Below are 18,210 nucleotides of genomic sequence, written 5' to 3' on the forward strand. Positions count from 1 at the left end.
AGGTATCTTCTCCTGCAGCCACGTCCAACCTCTCTTTGCGCGCATGAATCGGCGCACTCAGGCCAGGCAGGGTGACTGCCCGGCGTATATACGCCGTGTGCGACGTATCGGTTACAACAGCCCGGTCATGTGTGCCGGGCAGCTTCCTAGCGCTCCTATGCCTGTCCGGAGTCACAGGGGTGTCGTCCCGCGGGCATAGTTGTCACCAGCCACTCTAGCCCTGACGGCAACGCGATGCGTAGCTGCGGTCCAGGTGCTGCTGTTGTATTTCGTTCGTCATACTGGTTGTGTGGCCAATACCCTTGCCGGGCGCAGCCGCAGCTGGATGTGACGCAGAATATGCGCACTCCCGGGGGCGGCAGCTTGAAGCGCAGGCGCAAAGGGTGTTGGCTTGGGAGTAATGGAAATCACTATGCACAACGCATTAATGACGTATTGGAGGAACACGTGAGCGAGGCCGACGCCGCCACTTCGGTAAATGTGGCGGAAAAATTGGGTTTCAAAAATGGGGATCTGATTCAGGAGTTCGGTTACGACGACGACGTCGATTTCGACTTGCGTGACGATATTGAAGACCTCACCGGTTCGGAGTTGCTGGACGAGGACGACCACGAGGTGGCGGACGCTGTCATCCTTTGGTGGCGCGACGGGGACGGAGACCTCGTCGACAGCCTGATGGATTCCCTCACTACCCTGAGCGAAAACGGGGTTGTCTGGGTCCTGACCCCCAAGTCGGGCAGGGGCGGTTACGTTTCGCCGGCAGACATCCAGGAAGCCGCACCAACGGCCGGCCTGCATGTCACCACCTCTGCCGGTGTCTCAAAGGATTGGAGCGCGGCGCGCCTGGTCAGCAGGAAGAACAAATGACGGCAGCGGTCGAGGCCGCTTCCGCAGTTGTTCCCGCAGTGGGCACAACCGCGCCCGACTTTGAGCTGGCCAACCAGTACGGTGAGCCGGTGCGCCTCTCGTCCTTCCGCGGACAGAACGTGGCCTTGGTGTTCTACCCGTTTGCCTTCTCGGGGATCTGCACCGGCGAGCTCTGCGAGATACGTGACAACCTTGCCACGTTCGAGGATTCGAATGCCGTCGTCCTGGCAGTGTCCGCTGACAGCAAGTTCAGCCTTCGCGCCTACGCGGCCCAGGAAGGGTACGGCTTCGACCTGCTGGCCGATTTCTGGCCGCACGGGGCCGTGGCCGGCGCCTACGGCGTGTTCGACGCCGGCAGCGGCATGGCCAAACGGGCCACCTTCATCATCGATGCAGAGGGCACGGTCCGGTACAGCGTGGTGAACCCACGGGGCCAAGCCCGCGACTTCGGTGAGTACCGGGCGGCTTTGGCGGATTTGAAGCAGGCCTGAGGCGGATGGCTGGGCAGCGGCGGGGGACAGGCCTGACGGGCTTTGCCAGCATGCCGCCGGTGGCCCCGGCCCCGCCCTCGGGTGCGGACCTTGAGGTGTTGGTCCGGATCCGGGACCTGCTCGCGGGGGTTCGTTTCGCCCTGCTGACCGGGGCCGGGCTCAGCACGGATTCCGGGATCCCCGACTACCGCGGCCCGGACTCGCCGCCCCGTTCACCCATGACCTACCAGGAGTTTGTCCGCGACGCCGCCAACCGGCGCCGATACTGGGCCAGGAACCACATCGGCTGGTCGCATATGCGGCATGCTGATCCAAACCAGGGCCACTATTCCGCAGCCGAACTCGAACGGCGCGGTTTCCTTACCGGACTCATTACCCAGAACGTCGACCGGCTGCACCAGGACGCGGGCAGTTCAAACGTCGTCGACCTCCACGGCCGGTATGACCAAGTGATCTGCCTGGACTGCGGGCGGACGTATTCCAGGCGCCTCCTTGCCGGTGTTTTCGAGGAACTCAACCCCGGCTTCCTGGAGCGGGCGGCAGCTTCCGGACTCGTGGAAATGGCGCCCGACGCTGACGCCACCGTCGAGGACCAGGCGCTCATCCACAGCTTCGTGGTGGCGCTCTGCCCTGCGTGCGGCGGAACCCTGAAGCCAGACTTTGTCTACTTCGGTGAAAACGTGCCCAAGGACCGGGTGGAGCGGTCCTACGCGATGGTGGACGAGGCAGCCGCCCTGGTCGTGGCCGGTTCTTCCCTGACGGTCATGAGCGGCCTGCGGTTCGTGCGGCACGCCGCCAAGCAGTCAAAACCGGTGGTCATCATCAACCGGGGTGCCACCCGCGGTGATGACAAGGCAACCATCAAACTCGAAGCCGGGGTCAGCCAGGCATTGGGCTACCTGGCAGCTGAACTTCCTCCCCTGTAGTGCGGGAAGGCCCCGGGCGGGCCGATTCGCGTTCGCGGTCCAACGTCGGGTAGAGTTTATGTTCGTTGGTTGCGGCGTTACCGCCGGAAACCGCGCAATTTGGGTCTTTAGCTCAGCTGGTAGAGCGCCACGTTTACACCGTGGATGTCATCGGTTCGATCCCGGTAGGACCCACTCATGTGAAACCCCGTTGTCCCGCCTTCCCGGTGGGGCGGTGGGGTTTTTGCTTTTCGGCTTTTCCAGTCCCGTTGTCAGTGCCCTGCCATATGTTGCAGGGATGGAACACGTCATAGTGCACACAGACAGCGAGGGAATGCCGACGGCGGTGGTGAGCCGCGGCAGGGAATGGGCGGTGGGTGCCGCGCCGGTGAGGTGGTACGAACGCGTCAATTGGTGGGAGACCAGCCGCCGGATGCCGAAGGGCAACAGCGGCGTGGATGTGGAAGTCCTGCAGTTGCAGGTGCGGCTGGGTAACAACAGCCGGTCCGCGTTGACCACCATGTATCTCCAGCGTGACGGCCTGGGCGGCGGCTGGCGGCGCAGGGAGTCGGCATCGGATGCGGCCTGACCGGCCCCGCTTGGTCCGCCGGCTTCGGGGCATTGGAAAACCCTCCACCGCGACTATTGGGGGATGCCGCGGTGGAGGGCCTGGGATGAATATACCGTGAACTCCCGGAAACAAAAAGTCCCGAGGCGCCCGCGTGATCGCCCAGGCGTCGGCGGGCACGGCAGGTCCGCCCAAGCCAGCCACTATGATGGGTTGTGTTCAGCTGAATGGACAGAGCTGATGAGTGCATGCGCCTACCGAAGGAGAATCATGGCCGATTCCCGCACCCCACGTTCCTCCGACGGGCCTGCAAGCGCTTCGCCTGCGCCTGCCGTTACCCGGGCTGCCGCCGTCCTGGAGGCACTGGCTGCGTCCGCAGGGGGACGGCTGACCCTCAGTGACCTTGCCCGCGAGCTGGGAATCCCGAAGTCCTCCACCTCCAACCTGCTGTTGGCGTTGGAGGACGCCCGCCTCATCAGCAGGCAGGGCTCCGAATTCATGCTGGGCCGCAAGCTGGTTGAACTTGGCGCGGCGTATCTCAGCCGCATGGACGAGGTCCAGGAGTTCTACCGGTACTGCGAGCAGGCGCCCACCCTTTCCGGTGAGACGGTGCGGATTGCCATGCTGGACGGGACCAATGTCATCTACCTGGCACGCTACGAGGGGCATCCGGCCGTCCGGCTCACCTCCAACATCGGCGACAAAATGCCGGTCTCCCTCTGTGCTGTGGGCAAGGTCTTGATCGCCAGGCTTCACGACCACGACATCGACGCCTTGTTCCCCGATGACGCCGAGCTGCCCGTCCTCACCCCTAAGTCCCTGCGGACCGGTCGCGAGCTCAAGGATCAGCTGCGGTCCATCCGGGAGCAGGGCTACGCCTTCGAGGACGAGGAATCCACGACGGGCGTGGTCTGCCTGGGCGTGGCCGTCCCCACCCGCGGCTCCCACGGACCCAGCCTGGGGTTGTCGGTGACGGCGCTGAAGGCAACCTATACCCCCGAGCAGGGTGCGCAGATGGTCAAGGAACTTCAGGAACTTGCACGGTCCTTGGGTAATCCCATGAGCTAGGAAGGCGTCCCGCAGGGACCGTGCATGTACTTTTTGGCTTAACCGCTTGCCTGTTGTCCAACTTGCTGTACTCTGTTCAACATAGTGATCGACATCTCGGGTGTCGTTGCTGACCCGCCAGGCCAACGGGGGCCTGGCGCGTGATGAGGGAGTTCTTGTGACAACTCGTACTAATGCACCGCAGGCCGCGGACGGCACCGCCGTCGACGCCGACCAGCTGCGAAGGGCAACTCTTGCAAGTTCCGTGGGGTCCGCACTGGAGTACTACGACTTCTATATCTACGGCCTGGCGTCCGCGCTGATCTTCGGCCCGCTTTTCTTCGCCCCGCTGGGTGAAAGCGGCGCCGTTATTGCCTCCTTCGCCACCTACGGTGTGGGATTTGCGGCCCGGCCCTTCGGCGGCATCGTCTTTGGCCACATTGGTGACAGGTTTGGGCGCAAGATGGTCCTGATCCTCACCATCGGCCTCATGGGAATGTCCAGCTTCGCCATTGGACTCCTGCCCACTTTCGACCAGGCCGGAATGCTGGGTGCGGTCCTCCTGGTGAGCCTCCGCATCATCCAGGGCCTTGGGGCCGGCGCTGAACAGGCGGGTGCCACCACGCTGATCTCCGAAGTGGCACCGCGCCGCCGTCGTGGCTTCTTTGCCGCGCTGCCCTTCGTTGGCATCCAGCTGGGCACCCTCTTGGGCGCCGGAACATTCGCCTTGATGGCCATGGCCGACAAGTCCGTCCTGCAGGGCTGGCTGTGGCGTGTGCCGTTCCTTGCCAGCATCATCCTGATCGGCATTGCGGTGTTCATCCGCCTTCGCCTGAAGGAGACGCCGGTCTTCCAGGAGCTGGAAAAGCATAAGGCTGTGGTGAAGAACCCGGTGTCCCAGATCTGGCGGCATTCCAAGAAGAACGTCCTGGTGGGGATCGGCCTGCGTATGGGTGAAAACGGGAACTCCTCCATTTACTCGGCCCTACTGGTTTCGTTCATCAGCATGCCTGCCGGCGTCTTCCCGGGCGACAAGTTCATCGGACCAACCGGACTGCTGATCGCGGCCGGCTTTGCCGCCGTCATGGTGGTCGCATTCGGTGCCTTGTCCGACCGCTACGGCCGTGTCCCCGTCTACCGCTACGGTGCCCTGTTCCAGGCGGTCATCGCGCTCCCGGCCTTCTACCTGGTGACCCTCGGCAATGTCACGCTCGTCTGGGTGGTCATGGTGGTGGGAATCGCCCTCGGCGTCCAGGCCATGCTCGGGCCGCAATGTGCCCTTCTGCCCGAACTGTTCGGTTCCCAGCACCGCTTTACCGGGGTTGCCCTGAGCCGCGAACTGTCGGCCGTCCTTGCCGGCGGCTTCGCCCCGATGATCGGAGTCGCCCTGCTGGCGGCCACCAACCACTCCTGGCTGGTTCCCGCCCTGTACTCCCTCGTCCTCGCTTTGATCTCGTTCATCACTACGTTCTTCACGCCGGAAACCGGCGGCCGGGACCTGGTCCTCGTCGAAGACGCCAGCTGACGCCGGCCTGACGCCCGGTCCGGATCATCCGGGCCGGGCGTTTGGCGTGTGCGGGAGACAAGCCGGCCGGCATCGTGGAGGTCGGGAGGTTCCGAGGGGCACCGTTGATGCTGCGGCCTGATGGCAGCAGTCCGGCGCCACAAAAGAACGGCCGCTGCATCCCCTGGGCAGGGGATGCAGCGGCCTTTCCGGTGCCTTAACCAAGGGTCAGTAGAAGTGGACCGTGTCCACGAGGTGGGGGAGTTCGCCGCCGTCGAGGAAGGTTCGCAGGTTGCTGCAGAAACGGTCGGTGATCAGCCTGTTCTCCGCGGCGCTCAAAGCTGACGTATGCGGCGACACCAGAACCTTCGGGTGGCCCCAGAGCGGGCTTTCGAGGGGGAGCGGTTCCACTGCGAAGACATCAAGGCAGGCGTAGGAGACCTGGCCATTATCCAGGGCCTCGAGCAGCGCGTCCTCATCCACCACGGTGCCGCGTCCGACGTTGACGAAGACGGTGCCGGGTTTCATGGCAGCAAATACGTCCCGGTTGAACAGCTTCTCCGTATACGGGGTGCCCGGAAGGGTGTTCACCACGGCGTCGGCGGTGGCAAGGAGGCCGGGGAGGCCGTCGTTTCCGGTCACCTGGTCGATGCCTTCCAGGGGCTCCGGGGTCCTCTTGGTTCCGCTGACGGCCATGCCCAGGGCGCGGGCAAGCCGGGCCGTCTCAAGGCCGATCTCACCGAGCCCCGCAATGACCAGCCGGGAACCGCTCACCAGCCGCGTGGGAGTGCGGAGTTCCGGCCAATTCCTGGCCCGCTGGTCCAGCGCCAGCTCGGCGGTGCGTTTGAACCCGTTCAGGATGCCCATGGCTGCGAACTCGGCCAGGGGAAGCGCGTGCACGCCGGCGGACGTTGTGACCTTGAACTTTTGCAGTGTCTGCTGGTCCAGGCCAGACGCTTTAACCGCGCCGCCTGCGCCGGCTGCCATGGCGTGGACCCACTGCAGGTGTCCGTTGTCCGTGGCAACCCGGGCCAGGCCCGACGGGCTTTCGTTGGGGAATCCGTACAGGACCTGTGCGCTGTTCAGCATCGCCCAATAGCGTTCTTCCTGTTCCGGGGTCCGCCGGAAATCCGGATCTCCGGCGTGGTCCGCCGGGAAGCGCTCCGGCGGCAGGAGGTCGGGCTCGTACAGGACGGTCACGGACGGATCAACGGCCCTGATCCGGTCCACCAGCTCGGCTTCGAGCGGCACGGCAATGGCCACGGTAGTTATGGAAGTCATGGTGTTCATCATACTGAATCATGGCTAGGATATTGAACAAATCTTTAAAGCACGATGACGTGAGGCTGGGTAAATGGAGGACAAACGCGCAGGCTTTGCAGGCCTGGGATTGATGGGCGGACTGATGGCGGCAAACGCCCTCCGCAGCGGATGGCAGGTCACGGGCTGGAACCGGTCTCCAGGGGCAGCGGCCCGGTTGCGGGACCTCGGCGGAACAATTGTCCCCGCGGTGGAAGACCTGGGCCATCTTCCCGTCATCGTTTTCATGCTTCCAGACCTGCCACACATCGAGGAGGCGGCGGCCGGGCTCCTTGCCCGGTGGAAAAAAGAGCCGCCGGCGCCCCAGACCGTCCTGCTGGTCATGAGCAGTGTCTCGCCCACCGCCGTCCAGGTTTTCGGGCGCCGCGTCACCGAGCTCACCGGCGGGCGCGCCCAGGTTGTCGACGCCCCGGTCAGCGGCGGCACCAAGGGCGCCGCGGACGGCACCCTCGCCATCATGGCCGGCGGCGAGGAGTCCGCGTTCCGCAGGGCAGAGCCGCTCCTGCACGCCATGGGCACCACCGTCCGCCGCCTTGGTCCCCTTGGCGCAGGGTCGCTCGCCAAGGCGTGCAACCAGCTGGTCGTGGGGACGACGACGGCGGCGCTCGCCGAGGCTGCCGAACTGGCAGAGCGTTCCGGGCTCGAACCGGCGGCGCTCTTCGACGTCCTGTCGGGCGGTTTGGCCGGCAGCAGGGTGCTGGATATCGTCGGACCGCGCCTGGTCAGCAAGGACTACGCCCCCACGGGCCCGGCAAAATTCATGCACAAGGATCTTTCCTTCGTGCTCGACGCAGCCCGCGCAGCGGGAACGGCAACCCCGATCGCCACGGCCGCCGCCGAACTCTACGCCGAGCTGAAGCGCCAGGGCCTTGGCGACCAGGACCTCGCAGTAGTGCGCCAAACCATCTCCAACCTCAGCCATAGGGCCGCAGTTGCGGCGGAAGGAACAGCTGCTCCATGAGTTCACTTTTTGATTTGTCGGACCGGGTTGCGTTGGTCACCGGGTCGAGCCGGGGGATTGGCTCGTCGCTGGCCCGGGCGTTGGCGGACGCCGGTGCAACGGTTGTGCTGAATGGCGTCAATGGGGAGCGGCTCAAGGAGGCCGAGGCGGCGATGGCCGCCGATTATGCCCCGGGCCGGGTGCATAGTGTCGCGTTTGACGTTACCGACGGTGAGGCGGCAGGCCGCAGTATCGCGTGGATCGAAGAGCGTGTGGGTGCGTTGGAGATCCTGGTGAATAATGCCGGGATCCAGCACCGGGTGCCGATGCTGGAGTTGGACGTGGCGGATTGGGAGCGGGTGATTTCCACGGACTTGACCAGTGCGTTCCTGGTGGGGCGGGAGGCGGCCCGGCGCATGATTCCGCGGGGCCGGGGCAAGATCATCAATATCTGTTCGGTGCAGACGGACCTGGCCCGCCCCACGATTGCCCCGTATGTTGCGGCCAAGGGCGGGCTGCGGAACCTGACCCGGGCCATGACGGCCGAGTGGGCCGGGTCCGGCCTGCAGGTCAACGGGATCGCGCCGGGGTATATCCATACGGAGATGACGCAGAACCTGGTGGATGACGAACAGTTCAATACCTGGATCCTGGGCCGCACCCCGGCCCGCCGCTGGGGCACGCCGAAGGATCTGGCCGGGCCGGTGGTCTGGTTGGCTTCGGACGGGTCGGATTTCGTGAACGGGCAGACCATTTTTATCGACGGTGGAATGACGGTGGTGGTCTGATGCCCGCGAACACACCCGTCCAGCCAGGGGCCCACATGCTGCCCGGCTCCGGGCCGGCCGTGGTGGCCCACGCCGCGGGGGATCTCCGGGTCGATGTGGTCCCGCTGGCCCGGCCGGCGGATGACCAGGCCGTGGTTGAGGTCTTGTACGGCGGGATCTGCGGGTCGGACCTGCATTACTGGCTGCACGGTGCGGCCGGGGAATCCATCCTGAAGGCGCCCCTGGTGCTGGGCCACGAAATCTCCGGTGTGGTGGTCCGCGCCGCCGCCAACGGCCAGGGGCCGCGGCCCGGAACCGCCGTCGCCGTCCACCCCGCCACCCCCGGTCCGGGCGCGGCCCGGTATCCCGCGGACCGGCCCAACCTCTCACCCGGGTGCACGTACCTGGGCAGCGCCGCCCGCTACCCGCACACCGACGGCGCTTTCAGCCGGTACGTGAACCTGCCGGCCCGGATGCTGCGGGCCCTGCCCGAGGGCATCGACCTGCGCACGGCCGCCCTGGTCGAGCCCGCGTCCGTGGCCTGGCACGCGGTCTCCCGGGCCGGGGACGTGGCCGGGAAGACCGCGCTGGTGATCGGGTCCGGGCCCATCGGTGCCCTCGCTGTCGCGGTCCTCAAACGCGCCGGTGCAGCGCACATCACCGCTGTGGACCTCCATCCCAAGCCGCTGGAGATCGCCCGGGCCGTCGGTGCCGACCAGGTCATCAACGCCGCAGACACCGAAGCGATCGCCGCCGTGGAGGCGGACGTGGTGATCGAATCCTCCGGCAACCACCACGGACTGGCCTCCGCCATCCGCGGCGCGGTCCGCGGCGGGACCGTGGTCATGGTGGGGCTGCTGCCCACCGGCATGCAGCCGCTGCCCATCTCGCTGGCCATCACCCGCGAGCTGGACCTCAAAGGCTCCTTCCGCTTCAACGACGAAATCGACCAGGTCATCGCGGCGCTTGCCGACCGGTCCCTGCACATCAGCCCCGTCATCACCCACCAATACCCCGTCGAGGACGCCCTGCACGCCTTCGAGATGGCCAAAGACTCCACCAGCTCCGGCAAAGTCCTCCTCAGCTTCGACGGGAACGGAAGCAGCTGACCGTTACTGCCGGACGGGGATGAACACCCGCGGTTGCTCCGTCCAGGTGTCAGCCATCTGTGACATGGTCCGCCGCATGATCCGGTCCGATGCCTCGCGGGCAGCGGGAGCGTCGCCCTTGGCGATCGCCTCTGCCACATCTTCGTGCCATTGCAGGGCGGCCTGGTGGGGATGGTCCGGCATCAGGCCGTGTACCGTCCGGCCCGTCAGTGTTTCGGCCACCTGCCCCATCAGGTTGGCGAACATCTCGTTGCCGGAGCCGGAGAGCAGCAGCGAATGGAAGCGGATATCCAGTTCCAGGAAGCGGGCAACCTCGCCCTTGTTGCCGGCCTCCCGCATGGCGCGGGCAACATCCACGAGTTCCAGGCGCAGCGGCGCCGGCGCGTTCTCTGCCGCCAGTTCGGCGGCTGCAGGTTCGACGGCGGCACGGAGTTCGGCGAGGGAGCGAAGCTGGGCTCCGCGCGCATCGCTGGCCAGCCGCCACCGGATCACCTGCGGGTCAAAGGGGTTCCAGCGGCTTGAGGGCAACACCCGGATCCCCACCCGCTTGGTGGTTTCCACCAGCCCCAGGGACTGCAGGACGCGCACGGCTTCACGGATTACGGAGCGGGAAACCTTCAGTTCATCCTCCAGCTGCTCGGCGAGCATGACGTGTCCGGCGGGGAGATCCCCTGAGATGATCCGGGTGCCCAGGTTCTCGATGGCACGGTGGTGGAGGCTGCTGGTCATGCTGTAAGCCTAGTTGCTGGCGGATGCGGGATTGCGGGCTGACCCGGACGGCCGGGACAGGGGAGTGCGGCAGTCCTAGACTGGCAGCGACACAATCGGTTTCATGACGCGGACGTTACTTTCGCGTCACCGCCAGAATATATATGCTTTATTCCGACCCCCTGATATGCCCCGGCGTCCCACCCCGCACCGGAACCTGGATCCGGGGCAAACAATGAATTGGAGTTATTGATGTCTGCACACATCGGTGTCACCGGCCTCGCAGTGATGGGCGCCAACCTTGCCCGCAACCTCGCCCGCAACGGGTTCACGGTTGCCCTGCACAACCGGTCGGTGGAAAAGACCGACGCACTGCTGGAGAAGCACGGCTCGGAGGGCGATTTCATCCGGACCGAATCCCTGCAGGAGCTGGTCGATTCCCTGGAGAAGCCGCGCCGGGTGCTGATCATGGTCAAAGCCGGAAAGCCGGTCGATTCGGTGATCGAGCAGCTGGAACCGTTGCTGGAACCGGGCGACATCATCATCGACGCCGGCAACTCACACTACGAGGACACCCGCCGCCGGGAAGCCGCGCTGGCCAAGAAGGATCTGCACTTCGTGGGCGTCGGCGTCTCCGGCGGCGAAGAGGGTGCCTTGAACGGTCCGTCCATCATGCCCGGCGGCTCCAAGGAGTCGTACAAGGCCCTGGGTCCGCTGCTGGAAAAGATTTCGGCAAAGGTGGACGGTGAGCCCTGCTGCGCGTGGATTGGCACCGATGGCGCCGGCCACTTCGTCAAAATGGTCCACAACGGCATCGAATACGCAGACATGCAGGTCATCGGCGAGGCCTTCGACCTCCTGCGCTCCGGTGCCGGCATCGAACCGGCCGAGCAGGCAAAGATCTTCTCCGAGTGGAACCAGGGCGAACTCTCGTCCTTCCTGATCGAGATCTCCGCCGAGGTCCTGGGCCACGTCGATGCCAAGACCGGCAAGCCGTTCGTGGATGTCGTCGTCGACGCCGCGGGCCAGAAGGGCACTGGACGCTGGACCGTGATCTCGGCCCTGGAGCTCGGTTCCCCCGTGTCCGGCATCGCCGAATCGGTCTTCGCCCGTGCGCTCTCCTCCCAGGCTGCCCAGCGCAAGCTTGGCCAGGAGCTGCTGGCGGGCAACGAGGCAACGGTTGAGATCCCCGAGACGTTCGTTGAGGATGTCCGCCAGGCGCTCTACGCCTCCAAGCTGGTCTCCTACGCGCAGGGCCTGGACATGCTGACCTCGGCAGCCAAGGAATACGGCTGGGACCTCAAGCTGGACGAAATCGCTTCCCTGTGGCGCGCCGGCTGCATCATCCGCGCGGAGCTCCTCAAGGACATCACCAAGGCCTACGCTGCGGACGAGAAGCCCGCAAACCTGCTGTTCGCACCGGCGTTCACCAAGGCCATTGGCGACGCCCTCCCGGCGTGGCGGCGGGTAGTAGCCACCGCCGTGCAGCTTGGCATCCCGGTGCCGGTGTTCTCCTCCTCGCTGGCCTACTATGACGGCCTGCGCCGCAAGCGCGTTGCCGCCGCCCTGATCCAGGGCCAGCGCGACCTCTTCGGCGCCCACACCTACGGCCGTGTGGACACCGAAGGCACGTTCCACACCCTCTGGGGCGAGGACAAGTCCGAAATTTCGGCAGTCGACACGCACTAGCCCACGGCGCTTCCGGCGCGGCGGCCGGCGCTTCCCGATACTCTGGGGGCGCCGGCCGTCGGCATTTCCGGCCGCACCGCCCCTCATCCGCGCAGCCCGCCCTCCCTCCGGGGCGGCGTCCCAAGGAGTCCGCCATGAACCAGCCCGTCGCTTTCGTCACCGGTGCGTCCACTGGAATCGGCTTCGAAGCTGCCCGGAAGCTCGCAGCCCGCGGATTCACCGTGTACGCCGGTGCCCGCCGGGTGGAGAAGATGGAACCGCTCAAGGCCGACGGCGTCCGGACCCTGGCGCTTGACGTGACGGACGAGGCGTCGATGGTCGCCGCCGTCGGGGAAGTCCTGTCGGCCCACGGCCGGATCGACGTGCTGGTCAACAACGCCGGCTACGGATCCTACGGCTCGCTTGAGGACGTCGAATTGGCGGAGGGCCGCCGGCAGTTCGACGTCAACCTGTTTGGCTTGGCACGGATGACGCAGCTCGTGCTGCCGGCCATGCGGGCCGCCGGCCGGGGGCGGATCATCAATATCTCCTCGATCGGCGGAAAGATGTACGAGCCCCTGGGCGCCTGGTACCACGCCACCAAGTTCGCCGTTGAGGGCCTTAGCGATTCGCTCCGGGTGGAACTCAAGCCACACGGCATCGACGTCTCCATCATCGAACCGGGCGGCACCCAGTCCGAGTGGGGCGCCATCTCCGCGGAGGGCCTGCTGGCGAATTCGGGGACCGGACCGTACGCCGCGCAGGCCAAGGTGGTGGCGGCAGCGCTGGCTTCAACCGACGGTTCGGCGTTGTCCTCGCACCCCGCCGTGATAGCGGACGCAATCGTTCATGCCGCCACCTCGCCGCGGCCCAGGACCCGCTATCCGGTGGGCAAGGGCGCGCGGGCCATCCTGCTGCTGCGCCGGCTGCTTCCGGACCGCGCCTTCGACACCGTGCTGTGGAACATCTACAAGCGCTTCCCCGGCTAACAGGACAGCGGGCCAAGCTAGGGCCCGAACTTCGTCCAGGCAACGCCGGACCCTAGATCCGGTACTCGATATCGTATTCGGCCGGATCCACTGCGGGTTTGGTTTCCCGCTGCGCATCGCGGTGCCGCCACTTGGCAGGAACGCCGGTAACGATCGACTCCGGCGGCGCGTCCTTGACCACGACCGCGTTGGCACCGACCGCGCTGTCCCGGCCAATGGTAATGGGCCCCAGGATTTTGGCTCCCGCACCGATCGTCACGCGGTCCCCGATGGTGGGGTGGCGTTTAATCCGGGCCAGCGAGCGGCCGCCCAGCGTGACGCCGTGGTAGATCATCACGTCCTCGCCAATTTCCGCGGTCTCACCGATCACCACCCCCATGCCGTGGTCGATGAAGAACCTGCGGCCGATGGTGGCACCCGGATGGATCTCGATGCCGGTGGCAAACCTGCCCAGCTGCGACAGGAGCCGTGCGGGAAAACGCAGGGCAGGGTTCTGCCACAACCGGTGGGTCAGCCGATGGATCCAGATGGCGTGCAGGCCGGAATAGGCGAAAAAGTTCTCAAAAGAACCTCGAGCCGCCGGGTCGTGGGACCGGGCGGCCTCGAGGTCTTCCTTCAGTCTTGCGAAAAAGCCCACAAAGTTCTTTCTACAGGAAACGGGCGGGCAGCTCAGTCTGCTTAGCCCCGGATGTCGTCATAGAGCACGGTGGAGATGTAACGCTCACCGAAGTCGCAGACCACGGCCACGATCAGCTTGCCCGCGTTTTCGGGGCGCTTGGCCAGTTCCAGCGCACCCCAGACGATGGCGCCCGAGGAGATGCCGCCCAGGATGCCTTCCTTGATGCCCAGCTCGCGGGCAACGCGGACCGAGTCCTCAAGCGAAGCGTCGATGACCTCATCGTAGACGGTGGTGTCCAGCAGTTCCGGAACAAAGTTCGCGCCGAGGCCCTGGATCTTGTGCGGGCCAGGAGCGCCGCCGTTCAGGATGGGGGAGTCCTTGGGTTCCACCGCCACGATCTGCACGCCGGGCTTGCGCTCCTTCAGCACCTGTCCGACGCCGGTGATGGTTCCGCCGGTGCCGACGCCCGCCACGAAGATGTCAACGGCACCGTCGGTGTCGGCCCAGACCTCTTCTGCGGTGGTCTTCCGGTGGATCTCCGGGTTGGCTTCGTTGGCAAACTGCTGTGCCCAGATGGAGTTCTCCGTGTTGGCCACGATCTCCTGGGCCTTTTCCACGGCTCCGCGCATACCCTCGGAGCCCGGGGTCAGCACGATCTCGGCGCCGAAGGCGCGCAGCATGACGCGGCGTTCGGTGGACATGGTTTCCGGCATGGTGAGGATGACCTTGTAGCCGCGCGCGGCACCGACCATGGCCAGGGCGATGCCCGTGTTGCCGGAGGTGCCCTCGACGATGGTGCCGCCGGGCTTCAGTGCACCCGACTTTTCCGCGGCGTCGATGATGGCGACGCCGATACGGTCCTTGACGCTGTTGGCCGGGTTGTAGAACTCCAGCTTGACCGCAACGGTGGCGTCCAGTCCCTCGCTGAGCCGGTTCAACCGAACCAGCGGGGTCCCGCCGACCAGTTGCGTTACATCGTCATAGATCCGTGCCATGTACATACGCCTATCTCTAAGGGGTGAATACTGAGGTCAGCCTAACGAGGCCGCGTAACGCAGGCTAAGCGTTAAGCCATGCAGAGTAATATTTCCTGGCCTTGGCCAGCTTGGGGTTGATGATCACCTGGCAGTACCCCTGTTCCGGGTGCTTGGCGTAGTAGTCCTGGTGGAATTCCTCCGCCACGTGGAACCGCGGCAGGCGGCTGACTTCGGTGACGATGGGGTGCTTCCACAGCGCCTGGTTGCGTTCGATCGCTTCCTCGAACAGGATCTTTTCCTCCGTGGTCTCGTAGAACATGGAGGAACGGTACTGGGTACCCACGTCGTACCCCTGGCGGTTGAGCGTGGTGGGGTCGTGCAGGGCAAAGAACATGTCCAGGATGACTTCGGCCGGAATGACCTCCTCGTCGAAGGTCACGGCCACAACCTCCGCGTGGCCGGTGGTGCCGCTGCACACCGAGTAGTAGTCGGGATGGGGATCGTGGCCGCCGGTATAACCGGACACCACCGAGGTGACGCCCCTGGTCTTCTGGTAGACAGCGTCGAGGCACCAGAAGCAGCCCCCGCCAAGAACAAAAGTTTTCATGACCTCTTCAATGGTTGACGGCCCCGGATGATTCCCGCCGGCCCTTCCCGGCACCGCAACATGCGGCGCCGGGAAGGCGATGGGGTAAAACTAAGACTATGGAACCTGTGGACACCGACGTTACCGGCCAGGCAGATCACGACGGCGAAGCCTCCTCCGACGCGCTGGGCCACGACAGTGCCCCCGAGGCTCCCACCCTGGCCGAATTGTTGCTTGCCGTTGAGGAACTGTGGCCCGAATCGCTGGCGGAGAACTGGGACGAAGTGGGGCTCGTGGCAGGCCACCCGTCCGCGCCCGTCAGCAAGGTGATGTTCGCGGTGGACCCCACCCTGGAGGTCATCGAAGAAGCCGTTGAGTGGGGTGCCGGCCTCCTCATTACCCACCATCCGCTGCTGCTGAAGGGTGTCACGTCGGTGGCGGCAACCACGGCGAAGGGACGGGCTGTCCACCGGCTGATCGAGTCGGGGACGGCACTGCTGACCGTGCACACCAACGGCGACTCCGCCGTCGGCGGCGTTTCCGATGTCCTGGCCGACGCGCTGGGACTGCAGGATGTTGCCCCGCTCACCGCGGCGGCCAACGGGCTGCCGGAGGAAGGCATTGGGCGGGTCGGCGACCTGGCGGATGCCATGAGCCTGGGCGATTTCGCTGCACGGGTGTTCGGCATCCTTCCCTCCGTGGCCGGGGGTGTGCGCGTTTCCGGGGACAAGGATGGCGTGGTGCGGCGGATTGCAGTGTGCGGCGGCGCCGGCGATTCCCTGTTCAACGAGGTCAGGGCCAGCAACGCGGACGTGTACGTCACCGCGGACCTTCGCCACCACCCTGCGTCCGAGGCCCGGGAAGCTGCCCTCAACGGCCGGCCCTACCTGGTGGACGTCTCGCACTTTGCCAGTGAATGGCTCTGGTTGCCGGCCGCCGCCGCAGCCCTGGGCAACGTCCTGGCGGACCAGGGGCACGACCTGGAGATCCGGGTCAGCACCACCAACAGTGATCCTTGGGACTTCATCCTCACGCCGGGCTGAGCCCGGCAGCGAGGCAACGGTTCAGCCCAGGCGATAGAGTCTAGGAAGCGCCCATAGGGTGCCCGGCCCTGGCCGGAAGGGATCAAGCGGAGGTAACAGTGGCGAAGGCAGCACCGGCGGAACAGTTGAAGTTGCTCGAACTGCAAGGACTGGACGCCAGGCTGACCGGCCTCGCCAACCGCCGTCGGACGCTCGAAAATGATCCCCGGATCAAGGACCTCGAAGCGGCCCTGTCCGTGGCCAACGGAGAACTGGGCGCTGCCAAGGTGGCCGTGCATGACGCTGAAGCCGCGCTCAAGCGGGCGGAAGCCGACGTCGAACAGGTCGCTTCGCGCATCGAACGCGACGAGGCCAGGCTCAACAGCGGAACCGGGCTCTCCAAGGACCTGGTGGCCCTGCAGAAGGACATTGAATCGCTGAACAAGCGGCGCTCAGACCTCGAAGATGTGGAACTGGAAATCCTGGAGCGGCTGGACACGTTGCGGGAACGGCAGGCCGCCCAGCAGGCGATCGTTGATGACATCCAAGGCTCGTTCGGCACGATCCGGGCAGAGCTGGACGCGGCCCTCGCCGAGGTGGCCGCCGAAGCCGAAGGGCTCGTGGCCCGGCGCGCCGAATTCGCCGCAGGCCTTGATGCAGGCATGCTGGCCGTCTACGAAAAGACCCTCGCCAAGCGGGGCGTGGGCGCCGCGCGGCTCTTCCACGGGACATCGGAGGCCTCGGGGATGAAGCTCAGCCCAGGCGACCTTGCCGAGATCAAGGCGGCCGCGGCGGATGACATCGTGTTCTGCCCGGATTCCGGCGCCATCCTGGTCCGCTCGGACGACTGGTCCTGAACCGCCGGCGCCTCAGCCCGGCAGGATGATGTTCAGGGCATGGGGCCTGCGTGCCGTACCCGGCACCAGCTCCGCGTCCCATTTTTCGCGCGCAACCTTCAGCAGGTCAGAGGCCGCAGCCGGAGCCTTCCCGCGGCGGGCCAGCAGGTGCCGGGCCAGTTCGCCGCGGGTGTGCTTGGCGAAATGGCTCACCACTTTCCGGACTCCTGCGGCTTCGGTAAAGACGTTCACCGTGACCGTACGCTCCGGCGGCGCCGCCCAGGCGGCCGCGTAGGTGCTCGACCGGCAGTCAACCACCAGATGGCCCTCCGCGGCGCGGCCCAGCGTGTCATCCAGCTGTGCCTTCCAGAACGAAGCCAGCCGGCCGACGTCGGGCAACGCCGTCCCCATGGAAAGCCGGTAGGCGGGCACGCTGTCGCCAAAGCGGATTGCCCCCCACAGCGCGGAGACCACCAGCACGGACTCGTCGGCCTTGCGCCGCTGCGCGGGCGTCAGGCTCCGGTATCCCAGGGCGTCATACAGGACCCCCGAGTAGATGCTGTGTGCCGGCGCGGCCGGCTCAGCGTGGAGGCGGGTGTTGCGTTCGACGTCGTCCCGCAGGGAGGCGCCCACGCCCAGCAGCGAGAGGGCGTCCGGGTGCCCGCTGACCGCTTCCAGCGCCGCCAGGACCTTGGTGCGGCAGGGATTGAGCTCAGGGAAACTCAGCGAGGGCCAGTCGACGGCGGACCCGCGGCGCGCGGGTGTCTTGCCTTCGGAAGGGGGTAGCAGAATCAGCACCGTCCGATCCTACCGGCGACAAAAGCGGTCGGAGGCGCCCGGTAGACTGGATCCGGATGGGACAGCCAGACGGCCGCGCGCCACGCAAGTGGCTCGAGGAACGTCCGGGCTCCGCAGGGCAGGGTGGTGGGTAACGCCCACTCGGGGTAACCCGCAGGCCAGTGCCACAGAAAACAGACCGCCTGCATGTCCGGCCTTGGCCGGAGAGGGCAGGTAAGGGTGAAACGGTGGTGTAAGAGACCACCAGCTTCCCGGGTGACCGGGAAGGCTAGGTAAACCCCACCCGGAGCAAGGCTAGACAGGACACGTTCGAGGGCTGCCCGCCCGAGTGTCCGGGTAAGCCGCTGGAGGGTGCCGGCAACGGTACTCGTAGATGGATGGCCGTCGCTCCCTTGCCGGCAACGGCAGGGAGAACAGAACCCGGCGTACCGGCTGTCCCATCCGCAAAACCGGGTTTGACCTTGGGCGCTGTGTTGGGGATGCTGGACC

Annotated in this window: 19 protein-coding genes, 1 tRNA gene and 1 other RNA gene; 15 read left to right on the forward strand and 6 right to left on the reverse strand. The window is 65.9% G+C overall.

Going from position 1 to position 18,210, the window contains the following annotated elements; genetic code table 11:
* Positions 1-447 precede the first annotated feature (447 nt).
* From DC347_RS03180 to DC347_RS03210, 7 genes are all read left to right on the forward strand, one after another.
* Positions 448-867: a DUF3052 domain-containing protein gene (locus tag DC347_RS03180; protein WP_109044682.1), complete on the forward strand. Its 420-nt coding sequence runs from the start codon at positions 448-450 to the stop codon at positions 865-867.
* Positions 864-1,358 carry a peroxiredoxin gene (locus DC347_RS03185; protein ID WP_018763968.1) on the forward strand — a complete coding sequence of 165 codons (495 nt, stop codon included), beginning with the start codon at positions 864-866 and terminating at the stop codon, positions 1,356-1,358. Before DC347_RS03180 ends, DC347_RS03185 begins: the two co-directional genes overlap by 4 nt.
* Before the next feature lie 5 nt (positions 1,359-1,363).
* Positions 1,364-2,284 carry an NAD-dependent protein deacetylase gene (locus tag DC347_RS03190; RefSeq protein WP_109044425.1) on the forward strand — a complete coding sequence of 307 codons (921 nt, stop codon included), beginning with the start codon at positions 1,364-1,366 and terminating at the stop codon, positions 2,282-2,284.
* 101 nt (positions 2,285-2,385) lie between these two features.
* Positions 2,386-2,458, forward strand: a tRNA-Val gene (locus DC347_RS03195).
* A 103-nt stretch (positions 2,459-2,561) separates the two neighbouring features.
* Positions 2,562-2,852: a hypothetical protein gene (locus DC347_RS03200; protein WP_165837973.1), complete on the forward strand. Its 291-nt coding sequence runs from the start codon at positions 2,562-2,564 to the stop codon at positions 2,850-2,852.
* A 249-nt stretch (positions 2,853-3,101) separates the two neighbouring features.
* Positions 3,102-3,899 (forward strand): IclR family transcriptional regulator, encoded by a 798-nt coding sequence (locus DC347_RS03205; protein WP_018763965.1) that lies wholly within the window; start codon positions 3,102-3,104, stop codon positions 3,897-3,899.
* A 157-nt stretch (positions 3,900-4,056) separates the two neighbouring features.
* Positions 4,057-5,403 carry an MFS transporter gene (locus tag DC347_RS03210; protein ID WP_109044427.1) on the forward strand — a complete coding sequence of 449 codons (1,347 nt, stop codon included), beginning with the start codon at positions 4,057-4,059 and terminating at the stop codon, positions 5,401-5,403.
* 207 nt (positions 5,404-5,610) lie between these two features.
* On the opposite strand, the gene DC347_RS03215 is transcribed toward DC347_RS03210, so the two are convergent.
* Entirely contained in the window at positions 5,611-6,675 is a 1,065-nt protein-coding gene (locus DC347_RS03215; protein ID WP_109044428.1) for a D-2-hydroxyacid dehydrogenase, read from the reverse strand.
* Positions 6,676-6,736: 61 nt separating this feature from the next.
* On the opposite strand from DC347_RS03215, the gene DC347_RS03220 reads away from it, so the two are divergent.
* From DC347_RS03220 to DC347_RS03230, 3 genes are read left to right on the forward strand one after another with little or no spacing between them, the layout of a single operon-like run.
* Positions 6,737-7,663, forward strand: coding sequence for an NAD(P)-dependent oxidoreductase (locus DC347_RS03220; protein ID WP_109044429.1), 927 nt, complete (start codon positions 6,737-6,739; stop codon positions 7,661-7,663).
* A complete protein-coding gene (locus DC347_RS03225) occupies positions 7,660-8,430 on the forward strand; it encodes a glucose 1-dehydrogenase (protein ID WP_109044430.1) in 771 nt (256 codons plus the stop codon). The genes DC347_RS03220 and DC347_RS03225 overlap by 4 nt, the downstream gene beginning before the upstream one ends.
* On the forward strand, positions 8,430-9,518 hold the full coding sequence (locus DC347_RS03230) for an L-idonate 5-dehydrogenase (RefSeq protein WP_109044431.1): 1,089 nt from the start codon (positions 8,430-8,432) through the stop codon (positions 9,516-9,518). Before DC347_RS03225 ends, DC347_RS03230 begins: the two co-directional genes overlap by 1 nt.
* A gap of 3 nt (positions 9,519-9,521) precedes the next feature.
* Here DC347_RS03230 and DC347_RS03235 read toward each other — a convergent pair whose 3' ends face one another.
* Entirely contained in the window at positions 9,522-10,247 is a 726-nt protein-coding gene (locus DC347_RS03235; protein ID WP_109044432.1) for a FadR/GntR family transcriptional regulator, read from the reverse strand.
* Between the two features lie 231 nt (positions 10,248-10,478).
* Between DC347_RS03235 and gndA the strand changes: the two genes are divergently transcribed.
* Positions 10,479-11,915: an NADP-dependent phosphogluconate dehydrogenase gene (gndA, locus tag DC347_RS03240; RefSeq protein WP_018761620.1), complete on the forward strand. Its 1,437-nt coding sequence runs from the start codon at positions 10,479-10,481 to the stop codon at positions 11,913-11,915.
* 134 nt (positions 11,916-12,049) lie between these two features.
* On the forward strand, positions 12,050-12,883 hold the full coding sequence (locus DC347_RS03245) for an oxidoreductase (RefSeq protein WP_109044433.1): 834 nt from the start codon (positions 12,050-12,052) through the stop codon (positions 12,881-12,883).
* A 52-nt stretch (positions 12,884-12,935) separates the two neighbouring features.
* Here DC347_RS03245 and epsC read toward each other — a convergent pair whose 3' ends face one another.
* The 3 genes from epsC to msrA all read right to left on the reverse strand — a co-directional run bounded on the left by epsC (position 12,936) and on the right by msrA (position 15,086).
* Positions 12,936-13,520 carry a serine O-acetyltransferase EpsC gene (gene epsC, locus DC347_RS03250; protein WP_018761618.1) on the reverse strand — a complete coding sequence of 195 codons (585 nt, stop codon included), beginning with the start codon at positions 13,518-13,520 and terminating at the stop codon, positions 12,936-12,938.
* A gap of 41 nt (positions 13,521-13,561) precedes the next feature.
* Positions 13,562-14,497, reverse strand: coding sequence for a cysteine synthase A (cysK, locus tag DC347_RS03255; RefSeq protein WP_026264549.1), 936 nt, complete (start codon positions 14,495-14,497; stop codon positions 13,562-13,564).
* A 64-nt stretch (positions 14,498-14,561) separates the two neighbouring features.
* On the reverse strand, positions 14,562-15,086 hold the full coding sequence (msrA, locus tag DC347_RS03260) for a peptide-methionine (S)-S-oxide reductase MsrA (RefSeq protein ID WP_018761616.1): 525 nt from the start codon (positions 15,084-15,086) through the stop codon (positions 14,562-14,564).
* Between the two features lie 98 nt (positions 15,087-15,184).
* Between msrA and DC347_RS03265 the strand changes: the two genes are divergently transcribed.
* Both DC347_RS03265 and DC347_RS03270 read left to right on the forward strand, forming a co-directional pair.
* Entirely contained in the window at positions 15,185-16,108 is a 924-nt protein-coding gene (locus DC347_RS03265) for a Nif3-like dinuclear metal center hexameric protein (protein ID WP_206073876.1), read from the forward strand.
* 98 nt (positions 16,109-16,206) lie between these two features.
* Entirely contained in the window at positions 16,207-16,944 is a 738-nt protein-coding gene (locus DC347_RS03270) for a zinc ribbon domain-containing protein (RefSeq protein ID WP_109044435.1), read from the forward strand.
* A 12-nt stretch (positions 16,945-16,956) separates the two neighbouring features.
* Here DC347_RS03270 and DC347_RS03275 read toward each other — a convergent pair whose 3' ends face one another.
* Positions 16,957-17,721, reverse strand: coding sequence for a YaaA family protein (locus DC347_RS03275; RefSeq protein WP_018761613.1), 765 nt, complete (start codon positions 17,719-17,721; stop codon positions 16,957-16,959).
* Between the two features lie 57 nt (positions 17,722-17,778).
* On the opposite strand from DC347_RS03275, the gene rnpB reads away from it, so the two are divergent.
* An RNA gene (rnpB, locus tag DC347_RS03280) (RNase P RNA component class A) lies at positions 17,779-18,165 on the forward strand.
* Positions 18,166-18,210 lie beyond the last annotated feature (45 nt).

The sequence above is a fragment of the Pseudarthrobacter sp. AG30 genome (assembly GCF_003116525.1).
GTDB lineage: Bacteria > Actinomycetota > Actinomycetes > Actinomycetales > Micrococcaceae > Arthrobacter.